Origin of the sequence: Acidovorax lacteus (assembly GCF_039540375.1) — a bacterium.
Classification (GTDB): Bacteria; Pseudomonadota; Gammaproteobacteria; order Burkholderiales; family Burkholderiaceae_C; genus Acidovorax_G; species Acidovorax_G lacteus.
In genome coordinates, this window is record NZ_BAABEX010000007.1 from 243,201 (window position 1) to 263,012 (window position 19,812).

The following is a 19,812-nucleotide window of genomic DNA, read 5'->3' on the forward strand; positions in this document are numbered from 1 at the left end:
AGGGGCTGCGCTCTTGTGGACCACAAGGAGATTGCAATGGGATGGATGAAGCACACGGCCGTGGGTGTGGTCGTGGCAGCGCTGCTGGCAGGAGCCGGTGCAGCCGTGTATGTGCAGAGTGCAATGCCGACGCTTGACGGCCGCCTGCCCGTGGTGGGCCTGCACAGCCCCGTCGAGGTGCTGCGCGACACCGCCGATGTGACCCATATTCGCGCCCAGTCGCCGCAAGACGCCTGGTTTGCGCTGGGCTGGGTGCATGCGCAGGAGCGCACGTGGCAGTTGGAGTTCAACCGCCGCGTGATGCACGGCACCCTGTCTGAGGTGTTCGGCCCGGCCACGCTCGACACCGACAAGCTCATGCGCGCGCTTGACATCCGCGGCACCGCGCGCCGCCAGTACCAGGGCCTGCCCCCGTATGCGCAGGAGGCGCTGCAGCGCTACAGCGCAGGCATTGCCGCTTACCACCGCAACCGTCCGAATGCGCTGTCGCCGGAGTTCCATGTACTGGGCGTGCGCCCGGGAGGCGCCGATAGCGAGCCCTGGTCGCCCGAAGACAGCGTGGGCTGGGCGCTGATGATGGCGCTGGACCTGGGCGGCAACTGGGGCAACGAGTTTGCGCGCCTGAGCATGGCGCAGACGCTGGACACCGACCGGCTGTGGCAGCTGATGCCGCCGTACCCGGGCGAGCCCCCGGCCGCCACGGCCGACCTGGCCGCGCTGTACCGATCGCTGGGGGTGTACCGTGCCGCGGCTGACAAGTCTGCCAACGCCGCGGCTGTGCCCAACACAGCGGTCGCCCCTGCGGCCGGCTGGCTCACGCGCCAGGTGGCCCAGGGCATGCAGGCCTGGGCGCAGGATGTGGCCGCGCAGGCCGGCACCAACGAGGGCAAGGGCAGCAACAACTGGGTGGTGGCAGGTAGCCGCACCCGCAGCGGCAAGCCGCTGCTGGCCAACGACCCCCACCTGGGCCTGAGCGCGCCCGCGATCTGGTACTTCGCGGGCCTTCAGGCCCCGGCGGGCAAGGCCGCCGATGGAACGCACGTCGGCGCGATCGATGCCGTGGGCGCCACGCTGCCGGGTCTGCCGTTTGTGGTGCTGGGCCGCACGCCCACCGTGGCCTGGGGCTTTACCAACACCGGGCCCGATGTGCAGGACCTGTACCTGGAGCAGATCAACCCCGCCAACCCGGCCGAGTACCGCACGCCCGACGGCTGGGCCGCCTTTGAGCAGCGCACCGAGACCATCCGCGTCAAGGGCCAGCCCGACACCGTGGTGACATTGCGCCGCACGCGCCACGGCCCGGTGCTCAGCGACGCGCAGAAGTCGCACACCGACGTGCTGGACCTGTCGCGCCATGTGATTGCACTGCGCTGGAGCGCGCTGGACGCCGACAACCAGACCGTGCTGGCGGGCCTGCAGACCAACCAGGCGCGCACGGTGGACGAGCTGTTCCAGGCCTTTGCGCACTATCACTCGCCCATGCAAAGCGTGGTGGCTGCCGACGTGCAGGGCCGCATCCGCATGAAGGCCGTGGGCCGCGTGCCGCTGCGCCATGCCGACAATGACATCCGCGGCGTGGCCCCGTCGCCCGGCTGGGATGCGCGCTACGACTGGCAGGGCTGGTTGGCGTATGCCGACACGCCGGAAGACGACGGCAGCAAGGGCTGGATTGCCACGGCCAACCAGCGCATCACGGCGCCGGACTACCCGCATTACCTCACGCAGGACTGGGCGCTGCCCTACCGCTACGACCGCATTGCCGAGCGGCTGGAGGCCACGCCCCTGCACGACCACCAGAGCATGCGCGACCTGCACGCAGACATCACCTCGCTGGCCGCGCGCCGTCTGCTGCCGCACCTGCAGCGCACCGCGTCGGACCACCCGCTGGCCGCCGCCGCACAGGCCCAGTTGCAGGGCTTTGACGGCGTGATGGACGCCCAGCGCGCTGCGCCGCTGATCTTTGCCGCCTGGGTGGACGAGCTCACCCGCGGCCTGATCGTGCCCAAGGTGGGCGAGGCGCGTTTCAAGGCCACCTATGGCAAGCGCGACTACCGTGCGGGCCTGGAAGGCATGCTCGAGCGCAACGACGTCTGGTGGTGCGGCGAGCAAGGCTGCGGCGCGGCCTCGTCGGCCGCGCTCGCGCGCGCGCTGGACCGCCTGCAGGCCGCCTACGGCTCAGACCCGGCCGCCTGGCGCTGGGGCGACGCACACCCGGCCCGCAGCGTGCACCGCCCGTTTGGCAACGTGCCCGCGCTGGCCCGCCACTTCGACGTCAACGTGCCCTCGCACGGCGACTCGTACACCGTCAACGTCGGCCAGTACAACCCGGGCGAGGCCAGCGGCCCGTTCGTCAACCGCCATGCCGCATCGCTGCGTGCGGTGTACGACCTGGCGGACCCGGAGCAGTCGCGCTTCATCTACCAGACGGGACAGAGCGGCCTGGTGTTCTCGCCCCGTTACCGCGACATGGCGCGCACCTGGGCCGACACCGGCTACCGCCCGCTGCAGCGCGAGCCCCGCTTCTGGTCGCACGAGCTGCTGCTGCAGCCTGCGCGCTGACCCCCGGAGCCCGCCATGGACTGGACCCCGCTCATCGAAACCAGCCGCGGCCCGCTGGTCGAATGCCAGCACTGGGGCGCGGTGGCCGTGACCGACCGCGACGGTCGCCTGCTCGCGCATGCGGGCAACCCGCAGGTGCGCGTGTTCACGCGCTCCACCATCAAGCCCTTTCAGGCGCTGCCGCTGGTGCAGTCGGGCGCGGCGCAGGACCTGGGCTGGGGCACCGACGAACTGGCCATGCTCTGCGCCAGCCACAGCGGTGAATCCTTCCACGCCCGGCAGACGGCCCGCATGCTGGCCAGCGCGGGGCAGGGGCCGGGCGCGCTGCAGTGCGGCCAGCACCCGCCGCTGTTCACGCAGCTGGGCCTGGCCGATGTGGCGCTGGAGGTGGGCGACACCCCTTCCGCGCTGCACCACAACTGCAGCGGTAAGCACGCGGGTTTTGTGGCGTACTGCGTGCGCCACGGCCTGCCGCTGGCCGACCACCTGGAGCCGCAGCATCCGCTGCAGCAGGCGGTGCGCGCCGCGCTGGCGCAGGTCACCGACACGCCCGAGGCCGAGCTGGTGATGGGCATTGATGGCTGCTCGGCCCCCAACTACGCGCTGCCGCTGCAGCGCCTGGCCCAGGGCTATGCGCGGCTGGCCGGTGGCTGGCCCGCCCAGCCCGCCACCGACGCCGCGCTGCGCGCCCTGGCCGACGCGATGGTGGCGCGGCCCGATCTGGTGTCGGGCACGGGCCGGCACGACCTGGACATCATGCGCGCCGGGCGCGGCGATTGGGTGTCCAAAACCGGGGCCGACGGCGTGCAGGTGGTGGGCAGCCGCAGCCGCGGCCAGGCCTTCGCCCTCAAGGTGCTGGACGGCAACATCACCGCCCAGGTGGCTGCCGCGGTCGAGGTGATGGCCCAACTGGGCTGGCTGGACGCTGCCCAGGTCGAAGCGCTGGCCCCGCGCCGTGCCGCCACCATTGCCACGGTGCGCGGGCGCGCCGTGGGCGAACGGCGGCCGGTGCTGCAACTGCAGTGGGTGGTGTGATGGCCCCGGCCGCGACACCGGGTGGAGCGGCCCGGGGTTCGGCTGCTGCAGATTGGGCCCAATGGGCTGCCCGTGCTGAGAGGTTAAGCACGATCAGCTATCAAAAGCATAGCATCCAGGGCCGGTTTGGCTGCAGTGCCTAACCCCTGGCCGCTAGCCGTGGGCCTTGGTGGCAGGTGTGACGTGCGGGGCGACACGTTCATGACCCCGGCGTGCGTGCCAGAACTTGCAGACCGAGGGCTGCCCTGGTGATGATCCACGGTCGCTGTGCAAGGATCTCAACATAAAAAAAGCCGCTCGTGCTGGAGAGACAAGCACGAGCAGCTATCAAAAGAGGAGCGCCAGGATCGGCAACGCTCCCCACCGTAGAACCGGCCGGGGCCGGCGGCAGCCGGTCAGCTGCCGCGGGTCACGGGTACGTTGGCGTCACGGCCGTAGGCGCCGTACTTGCCCAGCTCCCACTTGGCAATGGCGTTGCGGTGGACTTCGTCCGGGCCGTCGGCAAAGCGCAGGGTGCGCGCGCCTGCGTAGGCATAGGCGAGCGGGAAGTCGTCGCACATGCCGCCACCGCCGTGGGCCTGCATGGCCCAGTCGATGACCTGGCAAGCCATCGAGGGTGCCACCACCTTGATCATCGCAATCTCGGTGCGCGCCACCTTGTTGCCCGCCACGTCCATCAGCCAGGCGGCCTTGAGCGTGAGCAGGCGGGCCATGTCGATCTTGCAGCGGGCTTCGGCGATGCGCTCCTGCGTCACCGTTTGCTGCGCCACCGACTTGCCAAAGGCCACGCGGGCCAGTGAGCGGCGGCACATCAGTTCCAGCGCGCGCTCGGCCAGGCCGATCAGGCGCATGCAGTGGTGGATGCGGCCGGGGCCGAGGCGGCCCTGGGCAATTTCAAACCCGCGGCCTTCGCCCAGCAGGATGTTGCCGGCGGGCACGCGCACGTTTTCAAACACCATTTCGACGTGGCCGTGCGGGGCATCGTCGTAGCCCAGCACGTTGAGCGGGCGCAGCACGCGGATGCCCGGGGTGTCGGCGGGCACCACGATCATGCTCTGCTGCGAGTGCTTGGGCGCGTCGGGGTCGGTCTTGCCCATGGTGATGTAGACGGCGCAGCGCGGGTCGGCAGCGCCCGAAATCCACCACTTGCGGCCGTTGATCACGTATTCGTCGCCTTGGCGCTCGATGCGGGTGCTGATGTTGGTGGCGTCGCTGGAGGCCACGTCGGGCTCCGTCATGGCAAAGGCGGAGCGGATCTTGCCCTCCAGCAGGGGCTTGAGCCAGCGGGCCTTGATCTCGTCGCTGCCGTAGCGGGCGATGGTTTCCATGTTGCCGGTGTCGGGCGCAGAGCAGTTGAACACCTCGCTCGCCCATGGCACGCGCCCCATGATTTCGGCCAGCGGGGCGTATTCCTGGTTGGTCAGGCCCGCGCCTTCGTAGCCCGACACGGCTGCGCTGTCGACTGGCAGAAACAGGTTCCACAGGCCTGCGGCCTGGGCCTTGGGCTTGAGCTTCTCGATGGTCTCCAGCGCGCTCCAGCGCTTGCCGGCGGCCGTGTTGGCTGCCAGTTCGGCTGTGTACTCCGCCTCGGCAGGGTAGATGTGGTCGTCCATGAACTGCAAGAGCTTGGCCTGCAGTTCCTTGGTGCGGGGGGAGTAGTCAAAGTCCATCGTGGTCTCCGGGGAAAAATCAGGGTAGGGCGCGGGCTCAGCCCCGTTGCGCAAACGACCAGGCCAGCTCGGCCATGGGCCGGGCCCCTTCACCCGATGCCTTGGCCTGGGCGCTGGAGGCGGTGCCCGCCTCCACGCGCTTGGCGATGCCTTGCAGAATGGCTGCAATGCGGAACAGGTTGTAGGCCATGTAGAAGTTCCAGTCGGCGCGCAGGCTCTCGGGCGTGGCCAGACCCGTGCGCTCGCAGTAGCGCTCGATGTACGCGTCTTCGCTCGGAATGCCCAGCGCGGCCAAGTCCAGCCCGCCGATGCCGCGGAACATGCCGGCCGGGATGTGCCAGGACATGCAGTGGTAGCTGAAGTCCGCGAGCGGATGGCCGAGCGTGGACAGTTCCCAGTCGAGCACGGCAATCACACGCGGCTCGGTCGGGTGGAACATCAGGTTGTCGAGCCGGTAGTCGCCATGCACGATGGAGATCTTGCTCTCGTCGCGCGCGCTGGCCGGCATGTGCGCGGGCAGCCATTCGATGAGCCGGTCCATCGCGTCGATGGGCTGGGTGATCGAGGCTTGGTACTGCTTGCTCCAGCGGCCGATCTGCCGCTCGAAATAGTTGCCCGGCTTGCCGTAGCTGGCCAGGCCACGCTCGCCAAAGCGCACCGTGTGCAGCGCAGCAATCACGCGGTTCATCTCGTCGTAGATGGCGCCGCGCTGAGCGGGCGTCATGCCGGGCAGGCTCTGGTCCCAGAGCACGCGGCCTTCCATGCACTCCATCACATAGAAAGCGCGGCCGATCACGCTTTCGTCTTCGCACAGCACTTCCATGCGCGGCACCGGCACGTCGGTGCCATACAGGCCGCGCATCACGGCAAATTCGCGCTCGATGGCGTGGGCCGAGGGCAGCAGCTTGGCCACCGGGCCCGGCTTGGCGCGCATCACGTAGTGGCGCTTGGGCGTGATGAGCTTGTAGGTCGGGTTGGACTGGCCGCCCTTGAACATCTCCACCGACAGCGGACCTTCAAAGTCCGGCAGGTGCGATGTCAGCCAAGCGGTTAGGGCGGGCACGTCGAACGCATGCTGCTCGCTCACCGGGCGGGTGCCCACGAAATGGTCGAATTGGCTCATGGAAGGCTGTTGGCAATAAGAAGGGCGGGGCTCAGTGGCTGGGCGTTACAGATCGGCCTCGGCAATGCGCATCAGGGCCGCGCGGTCGCGCACCACCAGGCCGCCCGGCTCGATGCGGATGGCTTCTTCGCGCTCCATGGCCTTGAGTTCCTGGTTCACCCGCTGGCGCGAAGCACCGAGCAGCTGAGCCAGTTCTTCCTGCGCCAGTTGCAGGCCGATGCGCATCTCGCTGCCATCCGACAGGCTGGGGATGCCGTAGCTGCGCACCAGGTGCACGAGCTGCTTGGCTAGCCGCGCACGCAGGGGCAGGGTGTTGAGGTCTTCCACCAAACCGTAGAGCTGGCGAATGCGCCGTGCGTGCAGGCGCAGCATGGCTTCGTAGAACTCGACATGCGTGGCCAGGATCTTCTTGAAGTCGGGCTTGGCCACGCACAGGATGGTGGTCTCGCCGTGCGCATACGCATCGTGCGTGCGCCGGTCGCCGTCGAAGATCGCCACGTCGCCAAACCAGATGCCAGGCTCCACATAGGTGAGCGTGATCTGCTTGCCCGAAATCGACGTCGAACTCACGCGCACCGCGCCCTTGGCGCACGCAATCCACTCCTCCGGCGGGTCGCCGCGGGCACAGATCAGGGTGCCGTCTTTGAAGCGTTTGACGTAGGCGCATCGGAGGATGTCGTGCCGCAGCGATGGGGATAAGGATGCAAACCAGCGACCGGAATTGATCGCCTCTCGTTCTTCGATGGTAAGAATGGGGTCGTCCATGGTCTGTCTTTTGAGTGACTGGGAACGCGTTCATTGTCGCGTGAGGGACCAGCGCTCGAAGGCAGGGTTGTCACGTGCGTGTCTGCCGGGCCTGCGCATTGCGCGCGGCCTGCCGCAGCCGCGTGCGACGGCGGCGGTGAAAGGCCCGTGCAACCGGGCTGCGCACGCGTCGTGCGGCCAGTGCTCAGGCGGTGCGCAGGCCTGGCCGGGTGAGGAGGCGGTGGGGGCTCAGCGATAGCGCGGTGCGCGCTTTTCCAGAAAGGCGGCGATGCCTTCGCCAGCGTTGGCGTGGTGCAGGTTGCGCACGAAATGATCGCGCTCCAGCGCGAGGTGTGCCGTGAGCGACTGGCCCGGTGCTTCGTTGACCAGTTCCTTGATGCTCGCCAGCGCGTTGGGCGCGCGCTGGTTGAGTGAGTCGGCCAATGCCAGCGCCGCCGCCAGCGCCTGGCCGTGCGCTGCCAGGCTGTGCAGCAGGCCCAGCGCGTGCAGGCGATCGGCGGGCACGCGTTCGCCGGTCATCATCCACTGCAATGCCAGCGAGCGGGGCAGGGCACGCACCAGGCTCCAGCTGCCGCCGCCGTCGGGCGAGAGCGCGATGTTGCTGTACGACATTACGAAGAACGCGTCGTGCGCCGCCACGGCCATGTCGCAGGCCAGCGCCAGCGAAAAGCCCGCGCCGGCGGCCGCGCCCTCCACGGCGGCGATCACCGGCTTCGGAAAGGTGCGGATGGCCTCGATCCAGTTGTGCAGCCCCTCAATGCCTTGCGCCTGCTCGGCCGGGTCGGCATGCCGCATGGCCTGCAGGCGCTGCAGGTTGCCGCCCGCCGAAAAGGTCTCGCCCGCACCGGTGATGACCACGCTGCGCACATCCGGATTGCGTTCGGCCACGCCCAGGGCTTCGATGCCGGCCGCGTACATCGCGGGCTCGATGGCGTTGCGGCGCTCAGGGTTGTGCAGCGTGAGGACCAGGGTCTGGCCCTGGCTGGCGCTTTGCAGTTCGGCGGGCATGGAGGCCTCAGCTTTCTTCGACGTGGGTCAGGCTCAGGCCCAGTGCGCCACGGCGGCGCAGCCAGGGGCTGGGGCGGTAGCGCGTATCGCCGTAGACCGTCTGCATGTTGAACAGCACTTCCAGGATGGTGGCGGGTCCCCAGCGGTCGCCCATGGCCAGCGGGCCCAACGGGTAGCCCAGGCCCAGCGTGACTGCGGTTTCCAGGTCTTTGGGGGTGCAAATGCGCTGCTGGCAGATGTCGCTGGCGATGTTGACGATATGGGCCACCACGCGCTGCGTGACAAAGCCACCGCTGTCACGGATCACGCTCACGGCCTTTCCGTCGCGTGCAAACAGCGCGTGCGCGGCGTCGCGGATGTCGCGTCGCGTGGCCGGGTTGGTCGCCAGCACGCGGCGGCGTGTGGCGGCGTCTTCCACCAGCATGTCGATGCCCACCGTGCGGGTGGAGTCCAGGCGCTCCACCGCCGCCACTGTGGTCACGTCAAAGCCCAGCGGTGCGACCAGGATGATGGCCTGCGCAGACGGGGAGGCCGCAGTCTCGATGCGTGCGCCCAGGTCCTTGAGCAATTGGTACAGCTCGGCCCGGCGCGCCGCGCGGGGCGACACCCATACCGGCGGCATTTCATCCACCGTGGGCACGGGGGGCTCTTGGGGTACGGCCGCTGTACCGTCTTCATAGCGGTAAAAACCTTCCCCCGTCTTGCGACCCAGCAGGCCGCCCGCAAGGCGCTGCGCGGTGATCACGCTGGGGCGAAACCTTGGCTCTTCGTAGTACTGGTGGTAGATCGACTCCATCACCGGATGCGACACATCGAGTGCGGTGAGGTCCATCAACTCGAAGGGACCCAGCTTGAAGCCCGCCTGGTCGCGCAGGATGCGGTCGATGGTGGCCACGTCGGCCACCCCTTCCGACAGGATGCGCAGCGCCTCGGTGCCGAACCCCCGGCCCGCATGGTTGACGATGAAGCCGGGGGTGTCCTGCGCGGTGACGGGCGCGTGGCCGAACTGGCGTGCGTACTCTGTCAGCGCGGCCACCGTGCCGGGTGCCGTGCGCACGCCAGGCACCACTTCGACGACCTTCATCAACGGTACGGGGTTGAAGAAGTGAAAGCCGGCGAGTCGGCCTGGGTGCTGCAAGCCAGCCGCAATTGCCGTGACAGACAGCGATGAGGTGTTGGTGGCCAGCACGCTCTGCTCGGGCACCAGCGTTTCGAGGGCTGCGAACAGCTCCCGTTTGGCCTCCAGCCGCTCGACAATGGCCTCGACCACGAGGCTGCAGGGCGCGAGGTCGGTCAGGGTGTTGGCCACCTGCAACTGCTCGGCCCACGATCTGGCCTGCTCGGCGGTGATGCGCCCTTTGTCCGCCAGCTTGTTCCATTGCTGGAGCACGGAGTCCCGCGCCTGGGCTGCGGCGACTGGTTGTGCATCGAGCAACAGCACCCGACTGCCGGCTTGCGCCGCCATCTGGGCGATGCCGCGTCCCATGGCGCCGCATCCCACGACACCGACCACTGGAAACTGAATTTTCATAGCGCGATTATGGCGGTGGCACTGGCCGCGCACTTATGTGCAAGAATGCCAATCAGCTCAATTGAAATGATTGTGAAAATCCGTAACACCCTTTTCGGGGCCAGTTTATGGGCGGTGGCACTGGGTGCCTCGGCCCTCTCGCTGGGGGCAGGTCGGGGCTCGGTGGTCCTGGGCTCCCCGGTGGATCTGTCCTTCGACGTCGAACCCGACCCTGGGGTGGAGCTGGCAGCGTCCTGCATCAGCGCGGCGCTCACGGCGGGCAATACCCCCATCGGCGACGCGCGCGTGCGCGTCGTGCCACTGCCGGACGTGCGGGGTCGCAGTCCTGGCGTGCGGGTGCAAGCCTCCATTGCGCTGGACGAGCCGGTGCTGACGGTGGTCCTCTCGGCCGGCTGCTCGGGCCGCGTGTCGCGCACTTACACCTTCCTGGCCGATTTTCCTGCGGCAGCCCCCACGCGGGTGCCTGTGGACATCGCTCGCCTGCCTGGTGCAACAGCGCTTCCGGGCAGCGCAGCCGTGGCCGCTCTGGCAGCGCCTGCAATCGCTGAACGCAGTGCTGTGGCCACAGGTCGGCCAGCAGATGCCGCAAGCAAGCCTGTGTCCGGGGTGATTGCGCCGCGCGCGGCGGCGTCTGCCCCTGCAGCGGTTCGCAAACCAGCCGCTTCGGCTGCGACCGCTCCCAAGCCAGCGCCGCGGCTCAATCCGAGAGCGCCAGAGCCTCCCAAGCCTCGCCTCGTGATGGAGCCGCTGGATGTGTGGATCGACACGCCGCTCAGTCTGCGCGCCAGTGGCGAGTTGAACGCCGCGCCCTCCGACGCCTCTACGCCGGAGCGCGAACGTGCCCAGGCCGCCTGGAAAGCCTTGAACACGCCGCTGGAGGTCCAGATCGATCAGGACCGCCGGGTCGCTCAGCTGGAGGCGGAGGCGCAGACGCTCAAGAGCCGAATAGCCACGGAGCAGGGGCAGGCCCAGGCCCGACAACAGGAGCTGTCCGCGGCGCTCGAAGAGCGCTTCCCGGCCGAATGGTTGTACGGCCTTGCAGGGTTGAGCGCGTTGCTGGCGGGCCTGTGTGGGTGGTTGTTTATGCTTCAGCGCAGGCTGGCTCAGGCGGGCGCCCAGGATGGGTGGACCCAGTCGGTCGCCCGCACCACGATGCAGGGGCCATCGGAGCATGAACTGGAGCTGTCGTCGTCAGTGCCGGCGTCGGTACCGGCCTCGGTTGAGCCGTGGAGCAATGCCCACACGCTGCCGGTGCACCCCCCCGTCGCAGAGCCTTCTGTCGCTCAGCCGGTACGGGCTGTGGCGCCGGAGTCTTCGGCGATGCCTGCACCGTCTGCCACAGAAGCGCCCACGGTCATGCCCGCTATCGAGTCTGCAGTGGCCACCAGGCGCTCGGTTGCCATGGAGCCTGCGTCGGCAGTGGCGCCCGTGGTGTCCCAGGAGCGGGTTGCGGGCATGCCGTCGGTCATGCATCTGCTCAACGCCGAAGACCTGTTCGACATCCAACAACAGGCGGAGTTCTTCATTTCGGTCGGCGAGCACGGTCACGCAGTGGACATCCTCCGGGGGCATATTGACAACCACGGCACTTCGTCGCCGCTGGCGTATCTTGAACTGCTTGGCCTGTACCACATGCTGGGCCGCGCGGACGACTTCAACGCCCTGCGCGCGGAGTTTTCCGAGCATTTCAATGTGCTCGTGCCGGAGTTCGCTGCATTCCACCGGCCTGGCAAGGCCCTGGAACAGTATCCGGACGAATTGGCCTCCATTGAGGCGGAGTGGAGCACGGACGCCGTGCTGGACCGTATCGAAGAGTACGTGTCGCGTACGGTCGGCGGGCGCAACGCCAAACTATTCGACATGGCTGCGTTTGACGATTTGCTGCTGTTGCTGGCCATCGCTCAGACCACGCCTGCGTCTTCGCGTGGAGCGCCACCACCCCGGCGCCGTACGACCCCGCAGGCCCAGAGCTTCGAACAGGCGGCTGCCGCGGCAGTGGCAGCGGTAGCACCGCTGGACGAAGCGGATTCCATCCAGTTGCCCATGGACTCCTTGAGTGCAGGCATCGATTTTGACTTCTCGGAGGTGTCGCCGCCGGTTGTCGAAAAACCCAAAGCAGAGGTTCCGTTGGTCGAGGAGTCGGCGTTTTCGCTGGACCTTGATCTCTCGGATACGGCATCGCCCCTTGGGCTGACGCCGTTGCCGGATCCGTCTGCTACGGCTGTGCCTCCGGAGCGCGATCAGCCTGTGGGATTCGGCTCCCACAACGACCTGTTGGAGGTTCGGCTTGAACTGGAGCCGCGACCGTCCGACGCCTCGCGCAAGGGGTGAGGCTATCAAGGCTGCCGTGCTGGCAGTTGGAGCCGGCACAGATCACACTGTGGGAGTGTCCGGGCCCTGGCCCTAGCCCGGACCCGCTTGAGAGGGTTCAGCGCATGGCGGCCATCAACTCGGCCGCGGCGGCGTCTGGGTTGGCTGCTGCGACAAGCGCGCGGACCACTGCAATCGATCCGACGCCAGAGGCCCACACACTGGGAAACGCATCCAGCCCGATGCCCCCGATCGCAACCAGAGGGTAGTGGCGCATTAGCCGCGCGTACGCGTAAAGGCGCTGGAGACCCTGCGGGGCTGTGGCCATGCGTTTGAGCGTGGTCGGGAACACGGCTCCCAGTGCGATGTAGCTCGGCCCAACTATGTCAGCTCGCACCATTTCGGCATAGCCATGGGTGCTCACGCCCAGGCGCAATCCGCTACGTCGGAGGTTCTCCAGCGAGGCAGGCTCCAGCGCGTCGAGATCTTCCTGCCCCAGATGGACTCCGTAGGCGCCTGCGTCGATGGCCTCTTGCCAGTGGTCGTTGATGAACAGCAGCGCTCCCGTGCCCGCCACCGCATCGACGGCTGCACGCACCTCACGCCGAACGGCCGTTGCGTCCGTGGACTTGAACCTCAGCTGCACGGTAGGAACCCCGGCCCTCGCCATGCGCCCAACCCACGCAGCGTCGGGCAGCACTGCATACAGACCGAGTGTCTGCGGACAGGCTGGGAATCGGGTTGGCGTATCGCTAGGGCGCATGCCGAAATCGGCGGGCTCATCCGGCCAAGTGGTCTGTGCTGCGCCTGCGGTGCGCTGGTATCGGCGCTCCCACGCCAGCCCCAGGCACTGGGCATCGGCCGCAATGAAGCCCATCTGGCTGCAGGCATAGGTGGCAGCGCGTGCCAGTGCCGAGGGCAACGGCGCAAGCTCGGGACAGGGCTGGGGCTCGAATCCTGGAAAGTTCTGTGCATGGACAGCAAGCAACTGCTGCGCAATTGCCTGCTCTTCGGTTGTCAGCATTGGGCTCATGGCGCTTGATGCCAGAACGGCGTGCCCAGCACCGGGGTGCTGGGCTGGGCAGATTCTTGGGCTTGCATGGCACCGGCGCGGTAAGCGGAGCGTCCAGCTCGCACCGCGTCGGCAAACGCCGCCGCCATGGCCACCGGATCCTGCGCCAAGGCTACGGCGGTATTGAGCAGCACGCCGTCGTATCCCCACTCCATGACTTGGCACGCGTGCGAGGGGAGCCCCAGGCCCGCGTCGACCAGCATGGGGACGTCGAGCCGCTCTCGCAACATGCGCAAGGCATAGGGGTTGACGGGGCCCTTGCCTGTACCGATGGGGGCCGCCCAAGGCATCACCGCCTGGCAGCCCACGTCTACCAAGCGTTGGCACAGCACCAGGTCTTCGGTGCAGTACGGCAGCACCCAAAAGCCCTGACGGATCAGGTGCTCAGCCGTTTCCACCAGGCGCAGCGTGTCGGGCTGCAGCGTGTAGTCGTCGCCAATCAGTTCGAGTTTGATCCACGATGTTTGAAAAACTTCGCGTGCCATTTCGGCCGTGGTGATAGCTTCTTGCACACTGTGGCAACCCGCCGTGTTGGGTAGCACTGGGACGTTGAGACGACGCAGCAAGTCCCAGAAGCCCTGTCCGAACTCGGCCGGCTGGCTGCCCTGTCGGCGCAGCGAGGCGGTCAGCATGGCCGGGGTGGAAGTCCGGACCGCCGCTTCCAGCACACTGGGCGATGGATAGCGGGCTGTACCCAGCAGCAGCCGGGACGTGAACGATTGGCCGTAGAGAACCAAAGGATCGGTGGACGCAGATGAGTTCATGGCGGGGTCAGCCTCCCGTGACGGGCGAGATCACTTCAACATGGTCGCCTTCGCGCAGTACGGTGTGTGCGTGACGGGACTGGGGAACAAATTGCGTGTTCACGGCAACGGCAAACGGGGGGTGCGCTGCAAAGAGCGCCAACGCATCGGAGACGGTTGCCTTTTCGGGCAACTCAAAAAGGGTCTGGTTGAGATAGACGTTCATGCCAAGGCGTGAGAGGCCGGTGTCTCGATATTCAGGTCAAACCGGCGTGCGAGTGTAGAGTGACCGCATTCAAGCCATTGCAGCACGCAGTCCAGCATGGCGGGTGCGATCATGAAGCCGTGGCGGTACAAGCCGTTGACTTCCAAGACGCCGGGTCGGGGAATGCGGATCGCCGGCAGGTTGTCGGGTAGGGTTGGGCGGCACTGGGTTGCCGCCTCGATCACCCGCGCCTCGGCAAAGCCGGGGTGTACTGCGTAGGCTGCGCTTAGCAGTTCCAGGGTGGAGCGTACGCTCACCGGGCTTCGATCTTCGGACTCGATTTCGGTTGCGCCAATGACGAACACACCGTTTTGCTTGGGGGCAATGTAGATGGGATAGCGCGGATGCACGAGCCGCGTGGGGCGTTGCAGTTGTACATCTGGCGCGTGAATGCGCACCACCTCGCCACGAACGCCTCGCAGCATCTGCCAGTCGCTGCGAGCACCCAGTCCTCTGCAGTCCAGTAGGAGGCTGGGCCCCCCATCGGAGCGTGCGGGGATATCGGCTGGTGAGCGCGGCGTGTTCCAATGACACCGCACACCCGCCCGGTCGATGGCGGACGCCAGGGCCTTGAGCAATTGGCGGTTGTCCAGCTGACCCTCCTGGGGAAGCAGCAGGCCTTGGGCAAAGCGACCAGACAGCGCCGGTTCCACTGCGGCGAGCGCGCGTGCGTCCAGATCGTCCGCCGGCGGGAGTTCTGGAATCTGCTGGACCGTGCGGCCAAGGCGGGCGCGTAATCGTTGGGCTTCAGGCGCGTCCTGGCGGTGCCAGACGATCAAGGTGCCCTGCTGCTGGAAGAACACGTCCTCCGGCAGGTCCGCGATCAATTCTGGCCATCGTTGCAATGCGTACTGCCCCATTCGCACTACGCCAGGCTCGGTGATAGCGGACTCGGCCAGCGGTGCGAGCATCGCAGCCGCGACGGTGGCGGCAGACTGCTCGGCCGCCGGGCCGCCAGCGTCGTACAGATCAACGACATGGCCTCGCTGTGCGAGCACCCAGGCCAGCAGCCGCCCCATGAGGCCGGCACCCAGAACAACGACGGGGGAGGAATGTGGGGACATGGCAGCGCTTGCAACATAGGACCAAACAGCGCGCCGCAGCTTTCGAAAACTCCCCACGCCAGCATGACCTGGATCGGGTGTTGGGGCGGGCAGACCGCGTTGGCGTGTCTGCGAAAGCCCCAGGGTCTTTCTCAGCCAGCACCCGGGTGGGCGCAGGCACCCCTGTTTCGTCCGAGTCGGAATTACAGCACAGCCCCTGCGCCGGGCGCTTGACCTGCCGCATAGGCCATAATTTTCCCATGATTCTTGACGCCTCTCCTGCTGGGTCCCGCTACGCGCGGGTTTTGTCGATCGCTGGCTCCGACAGTGGCGGGGGTGCAGGCATCCAGGCCGATCTCAAGACCTGCGCAGCCTTGGGCTGCTATGGGGCGACGGCGATCACGGCGATCACTGCACAAAACACCGAGGGCGTAAGGTCCATTCACGCCGTGCCGGCAGGCATGCTCCGCGATCAGATCGCCGCGGTCGTGGAGGACATCGGGGTAGATGCAGTGAAGATCGGGATGTTGCATGCGCCGGAAATCGTGCGGGTGGTGGCCGATGCGTTGCAGGAATATCGTTTGCAGCGCGTGGTGCTGGATCCGGTGATGGTGGCCACCAGTGGTGACCGCCTGATTGCGGAAGAGACGGTGAGTGTTCTTGTGCAAGAGCTGTTTCCGCTGGCGACGGTGGTCACTCCCAACTTGGACGAGGCGTCTTTGTTGGTAGGGCGATCCCTGCAATCGCCTGAGCAGTTGGATGGCGCGGCGCAGGAGTTGCTTGCCTTGGGCGCCGCATCTGTGCTGCTCAAGGGTGGGCACCTTCCGGGTGACGAGGTCCAGGATCTGCTGGTGGAGCGCAGCGGTGCCAGCCAGCGCTGGAGCTCTATACGCATTCCTAGTCGCAATGTGCATGGAACGGGCTGCACATTGTCATCAGCCATCGCATGCTACCTTGCCCTGGGGGAGCCGTTGGCGCAGGCGGTTGCATTGGCTCGGCAGTACATTCTGGGCGCTATCGCCGCTGGGGCTGATGTGCAGACAGGTCGGGGTCACGGTCCGCTCAATCACGGCTACGCACCTGTGGCTCAGCGCATTCTTCGCTGACCGCGCCAGCCATGTGGTTGCAGCATCCGTGCCGAAGTCCATGGCAGAGATGCCCTCGCTGCTGCGGGCGAGTGGCAGGAGCTGAGTGGCGGCCTGTGCATACGACGCTTCGTCTGGGCAGATGCTCCCTCTAAGAGACGGCGTTGCACCCAGTTGCGTCGTGTTGCCTTCGAGGGGTGGCGGGACGGTCCTGCGGTTTCTGGTGGAGCGATTGTCGGCGGTCCCAGAATCTGAATGGCTGGATCGCATGGCCCGAGGTGAAGTGGTCAGCGAGCACGGCGAAGTCATCACCCCAGAGACTCCGCTGCGGCTCGGAGTGCGCCTCTACTACTACCGTGAGCTGCGACATGAGCCATCGCTGCCGTTCTCTGAAACCGTGATTTATCGGGATGACCACTTGCTGGTGGCCGACAAGCCGCACTTCATGCCGGTCATTCCCACGGGACGCTACCTCCAGCGGAGCCTGCTCGTGCGCTTGCGAAAGCAATGGGGCCTGCCGGACTTGTCGCCCGTACACAGGATTGATCGTGACACTGCCGGCCTCGTTTTGTTTTCCGTGCAACGGTCCACACGCGACGCATACCAAGCGCTTTTCCGAGAACGCATGATCCGCAAGACCTATGAGGCTGTGGCTGCACTGCCGCCCCAGCTGTGGCCATGCGAGTACCACAGCCGCATTGAGGAAAGTCCGCAGTTCTTTCGTATGCACGAAGTCCCAGGTCCGGCCAACAGCCTGACGCGCATCGCGCTGCTTGAGCAATCGGGACCATGGGGGCTGTTTCAGTTGGAGCCCATCACGGGGCGCCGCCACCAACTGCGGGTCCATATGGCGGCACTCGGTATGCCGGTACACCACGACCCGTTCTACCCGGTCGTCAACGATCCGCCAGAAGGCGACTACTCGCGTCCGTTGCAGTTGCTGGCCAGGTCGTTGGAGTTTCAAGATCCCGTGACAGGGCAACGGCGGTTTTACCGCAGTCAGCGGTCATTGAACTGGCCGCCCCAGATCGAGGCGACCTGACATGCATTGATTGAGGGGGTTGCAGCGCTCTCAGGGATTACCACAGAGCATTTCAAAACGTAAAAAGTGCTAAGGTGGACGGCACGTATCCAGGAGAGATCATGTTCTCAGCCCGTTCCAGTTCGATTGCTTTCAAACTTTCCCTGGCGGCCCTGCTGAGTCTCTGTGCGGTGCTGCTGGTTGTCATGGGCGTAGTCAGCGCGCTGATCTGGAGCAACGTCGCTTCGCTGGCCCGCAGCGAGGTGCAGCAGGTGGCGGCTCAGGTCCGTATGCTGGTGCAGGCGTTTGACGAGACCGCTCAAGAGCAGGCCAAGCGCGATTTCGTTCTGTTCCGCTCCGTCTTTGGAGGAACGTTTGAACGCTCCGAGCGTCCTGGAGCCGATGGAAAGCCCGAAGTGGTGCTGACCCACCAAGGTGACGTGCTCAACGGAAACTTTGAAGTGGTCGACCGCTTCACGGTGGACAGCATGGGTGGCGTCGCCACGATTTTTGCGCGCACTGGAGACGACTTTGTGCGGGTGACCACCTCGCTCAAAAAGCAGGACGGCGAGCGTGCCTACAAGACGCTGCTGGATCGAAAGCACCCCGCGTATGCCCTGATGCTGGAAGGCAAGACCTACATTGGCCGCGCCACGCTGTTTGGGCGCGAGTACATGACGGTGTATGAGCCGATTCGGCAAGGCAACGACATCGTCGGCATTTTGTTCATTGGTTCTGACATCGGTACCGTCACGAACAAGTTGGGCGCGATCATGGGCTCACAAAAGCTGCAGGGCCAGGGTGCTGTGTATGCAGTGCAACTCGGCACAGGGCCTACAAGGGGCCGCTTGACGGCAGGACCAGAGGCCAGCAAGGCACCACTCGATGAAAAGAACCCGGCGACGCAGGCCTGGATTCAGGCCGTGGAGTCGGCGGGAGCGTCTGGTGTGGTCGCGAGCGATTGGTCTCCCCTTGCACGCGACCAGGCGCCACTGGAAAGAATGCTCGCGGTGGAGCGCTACCAGCCCTGGAACTGGGTGATCGTGGCAGAGGTGCCCGAGGCACAACTGACCGCCAGCGCGGGCCATGTCCTGTTGTGGCTGTGGGCGGGTGTGGCCTGTTCGCTGGTGCTGCTCACGCTGGTACTGACCTTTGCAACGCGACGGATGATCGGCCAACCCTTGCGTACGCTTGGCGATGCGCTCGGTCAGTTGGCTCAGGGAGACCTGCGACGTCCGGTGGCCTTGAATCGGCGCGATGAAATGGGAGCACTCGCACAGTCGATGGAAGGCTTTCGCCAGCGTTTGGCGGGCAGTCTTCAGACGGTTCGACGCAATGCGGACAGCGTCGCCGCTGCCAGTGTTGAGATTGCTCAGGGCAATCAGGACCTCTCTGGTCGCACCGAAACCCAGGCCAGTGCTTTGGAACAGACGGCCGCCAGCATGGAGCAGCTAGGCTCCACCACGCAGCACAACGCCGAGAACGCTGCGCAAGCGAGTCAGTTGGCGGCCCAGGCCAGCGCGGTGGCTGTAGAAGGCGGTGCTGCGGTCACGCGTATGGTGCAGACCATGCACGAGATTCACACCAGCAGCCAACGTATTGCAGACATCGTGGGGGTGATCGACGGTATTGCATTTCAGACCAATATCCTGGCCCTGAATGCTGCGGTCGAAGCCGCCCGCGCTGGCGATCAAGGTCGCGGCTTTGCGGTGGTGGCTGCTGAGGTACGCAACCTCGCGCAGCGCACCGCTGCGGAAGCCAAAGCCATCAAGGAACTGATCGGCAGCAGCAGTGCCAAGGTACAGCAGGGCTCGGAACTGGCAGACCAGACCGGCCAGTCGATGCACAAGGTGGTGGAGTCGATTCGCAAAGTGACGGACATGGTGTCCGAGATCAGTGCTGCCAATCGCGAGCAGACCGCGAGCGTCGGTCAGGTTGGGCAGGCGGTAGCGTCCATCGACCAGACCACTCAGCAAAATGCTGCCTTGGTGGAGGAGATGGCCGCTGCGGCTGGAAGCCTTCGTACCCAAGCTCAGCAGATGGTGGAAGCGGTGTCCTTCTTCCAACTCGGCGCTACTGCCACTGGCGAGTCGGATGGACCTTTAGAAGATCAGGTCGGCCCTAGGCAGGCTGGTAGGGTTTTGCCAGCCTTGTCGGCCACAGAGCGGGGTTAAGGGCCGCTGTACGCCACATAGAAGCGCACCCGCTCAGCCTTCAACGTCGCAGCAATGACAAGCGGTCGGCTTTTGGATCGGTCGACAGCACCATTGCACTGCAGCGAACGTGAATTGCGTGCTCCAGCCGTCCGATGTGGTTCTGTCTCGCCCACGAGGCAACTTGGGCATCGGGGAACCCTGAGGCGCACAACATAGGTACCGGACGGGCGTCGTGCGAGGTTCTGTGCAGCAGCCATGTACTACCTTTGTGTAGTAGGTAGCATGCGTGTCGAACTGCTCCATAAAAAACGCAAGCAAATCAATCACTTACGAAACTATGGAGCGGGCGATGGGAATCGAACCCACGTCTTGAGCTTGGGAAGCTCAGGTCCTACCATTGAACGACGCCCGCCTAACGGTCCGGAC

The 19,812-nt window shown here is 66.1% G+C and carries 15 protein-coding genes and 1 tRNA gene; 6 read left to right on the forward strand and 10 right to left on the reverse strand.

Annotated features, from left to right (window positions below):
- Positions 1-36: 36 nt before the first annotated feature.
- A complete protein-coding gene (locus tag ABD866_RS04540; protein ID WP_345061582.1) occupies positions 37-2,559 on the forward strand; it encodes a penicillin acylase family protein in 2,523 nt (840 codons plus the stop codon).
- A gap of 15 nt (positions 2,560-2,574) precedes the next feature.
- On the forward strand, positions 2,575-3,594 hold the full coding sequence (locus tag ABD866_RS04545; RefSeq protein ID WP_345061584.1) for an asparaginase: 1,020 nt from the start codon (positions 2,575-2,577) through the stop codon (positions 3,592-3,594).
- A gap of 395 nt (positions 3,595-3,989) precedes the next feature.
- On the opposite strand, the gene ABD866_RS04550 is transcribed toward ABD866_RS04545, so the two are convergent.
- The 5 genes from ABD866_RS04550 to ABD866_RS04570 form a co-directional block, all read right to left on the reverse strand.
- Positions 3,990-5,264, reverse strand: a complete 1,275-nt coding sequence (locus ABD866_RS04550; RefSeq protein ID WP_345061586.1) for an acyl-CoA dehydrogenase family protein — start codon at positions 5,262-5,264, stop codon at positions 3,990-3,992.
- A gap of 37 nt (positions 5,265-5,301) precedes the next feature.
- On the reverse strand, positions 5,302-6,387 hold the full coding sequence (locus ABD866_RS04555) for a phosphotransferase (protein WP_345061588.1): 1,086 nt from the start codon (positions 6,385-6,387) through the stop codon (positions 5,302-5,304).
- A 45-nt stretch (positions 6,388-6,432) separates the two neighbouring features.
- Positions 6,433-7,152: a Crp/Fnr family transcriptional regulator gene (locus tag ABD866_RS04560; RefSeq protein WP_345061590.1), complete on the reverse strand. Its 720-nt coding sequence runs from the start codon at positions 7,150-7,152 to the stop codon at positions 6,433-6,435.
- 228 nt (positions 7,153-7,380) lie between these two features.
- Positions 7,381-8,160 (reverse strand): oxepin-CoA hydrolase, alternative type, encoded by a 780-nt coding sequence (locus tag ABD866_RS04565; RefSeq protein ID WP_345061592.1) that lies wholly within the window; start codon positions 8,158-8,160, stop codon positions 7,381-7,383.
- A gap of 7 nt (positions 8,161-8,167) precedes the next feature.
- A complete protein-coding gene (locus tag ABD866_RS04570) occupies positions 8,168-9,691 on the reverse strand; it encodes a 3-hydroxyacyl-CoA dehydrogenase (protein WP_345061594.1) in 1,524 nt (507 codons plus the stop codon).
- A gap of 72 nt (positions 9,692-9,763) precedes the next feature.
- Between ABD866_RS04570 and ABD866_RS04575 the strand changes: the two genes are divergently transcribed.
- The gene (locus ABD866_RS04575; RefSeq protein ID WP_345061596.1) at positions 9,764-12,022 is read left to right on the forward strand and encodes a hypothetical protein; all 2,259 of its coding nucleotides are present in this window, start codon (positions 9,764-9,766) and stop codon (positions 12,020-12,022) included.
- A 97-nt stretch (positions 12,023-12,119) separates the two neighbouring features.
- On the opposite strand, the gene ABD866_RS04580 is transcribed toward ABD866_RS04575, so the two are convergent.
- The 4 genes from ABD866_RS04580 to ABD866_RS04595 are packed head-to-tail and all read right to left on the reverse strand — an operon-like array spanning position 12,120 to position 15,145.
- Positions 12,120-13,025 carry a thiamine phosphate synthase gene (locus ABD866_RS04580; RefSeq protein WP_345062486.1) on the reverse strand — a complete coding sequence of 302 codons (906 nt, stop codon included), beginning with the start codon at positions 13,023-13,025 and terminating at the stop codon, positions 12,120-12,122.
- A gap of 5 nt (positions 13,026-13,030) precedes the next feature.
- The gene (locus tag ABD866_RS04585) at positions 13,031-13,837 is read right to left on the reverse strand and encodes a thiazole synthase (RefSeq protein ID WP_345061598.1); all 807 of its coding nucleotides are present in this window, start codon (positions 13,835-13,837) and stop codon (positions 13,031-13,033) included.
- A gap of 7 nt (positions 13,838-13,844) precedes the next feature.
- Positions 13,845-14,042: a sulfur carrier protein ThiS gene (gene thiS, locus ABD866_RS04590; RefSeq protein WP_345061600.1), complete on the reverse strand. Its 198-nt coding sequence runs from the start codon at positions 14,040-14,042 to the stop codon at positions 13,845-13,847.
- Positions 14,039-15,145 (reverse strand): FAD-dependent oxidoreductase, encoded by a 1,107-nt coding sequence (locus tag ABD866_RS04595; RefSeq protein WP_345061602.1) that lies wholly within the window; start codon positions 15,143-15,145, stop codon positions 14,039-14,041. The genes thiS and ABD866_RS04595 overlap by 4 nt, the downstream gene beginning before the upstream one ends.
- A gap of 239 nt (positions 15,146-15,384) precedes the next feature.
- Here ABD866_RS04595 and thiD point away from each other — a divergent pair, with 239 nt between their 5' ends.
- The 3 genes from thiD (at position 15,385) to ABD866_RS04610 (ending at position 19,404) form a co-directional block, all read left to right on the forward strand.
- Positions 15,385-16,230, forward strand: coding sequence for a bifunctional hydroxymethylpyrimidine kinase/phosphomethylpyrimidine kinase (gene thiD, locus ABD866_RS04600; protein ID WP_345061604.1), 846 nt, complete (start codon positions 15,385-15,387; stop codon positions 16,228-16,230).
- A 121-nt stretch (positions 16,231-16,351) separates the two neighbouring features.
- Positions 16,352-17,251, forward strand: coding sequence for a pseudouridine synthase (locus ABD866_RS04605; RefSeq protein ID WP_345061606.1), 900 nt, complete (start codon positions 16,352-16,354; stop codon positions 17,249-17,251).
- A gap of 74 nt (positions 17,252-17,325) precedes the next feature.
- The gene (locus tag ABD866_RS04610) at positions 17,326-19,404 is read left to right on the forward strand and encodes a Cache 3/Cache 2 fusion domain-containing protein (RefSeq protein WP_345061608.1); all 2,079 of its coding nucleotides are present in this window, start codon (positions 17,326-17,328) and stop codon (positions 19,402-19,404) included.
- Between the two features lie 320 nt (positions 19,405-19,724).
- Here ABD866_RS04610 and ABD866_RS04615 read toward each other — a convergent pair.
- Positions 19,725-19,798: transfer RNA gene (locus tag ABD866_RS04615), tRNA-Gly, on the reverse strand.
- Positions 19,799-19,812: the final 14 nt, after the last annotated feature.